A 1,189-nucleotide genomic window follows, 5' to 3' on the forward strand; every position below is an offset into this window, starting at 1 on the left:
TAAATCACCATTATAATAAAGACGTTCCGCCAGTAATTTTTCTTCTTCAGCCGATAACATAGGCCAAGAATTAGCATATCTAATATAAGCATCTAAATTACCCAAAGCAGTAAGAGATAAAATTTGCGTTTTATTAATCATTTTAATCCCTAAATTACGTCATTAAACTAATAAATTAGTTCATAATACGTGAATTATAAAAATAAATCAAAATCTATCTTACTATTTCTTGTTTTCTATGGAATATATATATAAAACGATTAAAATAAACAGATTACAAAAATAAAACATTAAAAAATAGATTCAATAAATTTTTTACTATCAAAAACTTTTAAATCCTCTATCTTTTCGCCTATTCCAATATAATAAATAGGTATTGAAAATTCATTGGCTATAGGGAAAATAATTCCACCTTTTGCTGTCCCGTCTAATTTCGTTATCACTATGCCTGTTAAATGTAATGATTCATGAAATAATTTTGTTTGTTGTACTGTATTTTGACCACTGCAAGCATCAATAACTAAAATAGTTTCATGAGGAGACAAAACATCAATTTTTTTTACTACTTTTTTTATTTTTTTTAATTCATTCATTAAATGCACGTTATTATGTAATCTTCCTGCTGTATCAATGATTAAAATATCAATTTTTTTCGCCTGTGCTGATTTAATTGCATCAAAAACAACAGCTGCTGGATCAGCATTGATATGCTGAGATACCACTGATATATTATTTTTCAATCCCCATTCTTGTAACTGTTCAATAGCCGCAGCTCTAAAAGTATCCCCCGCCGCTAACATCACTGATTTACCCATTTTTTTATATTTAGCAGCTAATTTCCCGATAGTAGTTGTTTTGCCAACACCATTTACACCGACTATTAAAATTATAAACGGACAAGAAAATCTTTCCAAATTTATATTTTTTTCGACTTTAGATAACATCTTTAACATATGGATTTTTAATAAATCATACACTGCTTCGGTATTCTTTATATTGTTACTTACCACTTCTGATTTTAACGCACTAATTATAAAATTAGTTGTTTTTACACCAATATCAGAAGATAATAGTTTTTCTTCTAATTTATCAAATAAAATCACGTCAACTTTATTTTTAGAAAAAATATTTTTTATCTCTGAACCTAAATAATCTCTTGTTTTTTTTAATTGTATTCTTAACTTTTCCA

The 1,189-nt window shown here is 26.7% G+C and carries 2 protein-coding genes; both read right to left on the reverse strand.

What is annotated here, in order from left to right:
- Positions 1 to 141 (reverse strand): sigma-70 factor domain-containing protein (locus LDP10_RS02915; RefSeq protein WP_414734442.1); only part of this gene is annotated, 141 nt, incomplete at its 3' end.
- 149 nt (positions 142 to 290) lie between these two features.
- A partial coding sequence (gene ftsY / locus LDP10_RS02920; protein WP_265197248.1) for a signal recognition particle-docking protein FtsY occupies positions 291 to 1,189 on the reverse strand: 899 nt, incomplete at its 5' end.

Source organism: Buchnera aphidicola (Pemphigus obesinymphae), from assembly GCF_026122815.1.
GTDB lineage: Bacteria > Pseudomonadota > Gammaproteobacteria > Enterobacterales > Enterobacteriaceae > Buchnera_C > Buchnera_C aphidicola_BJ.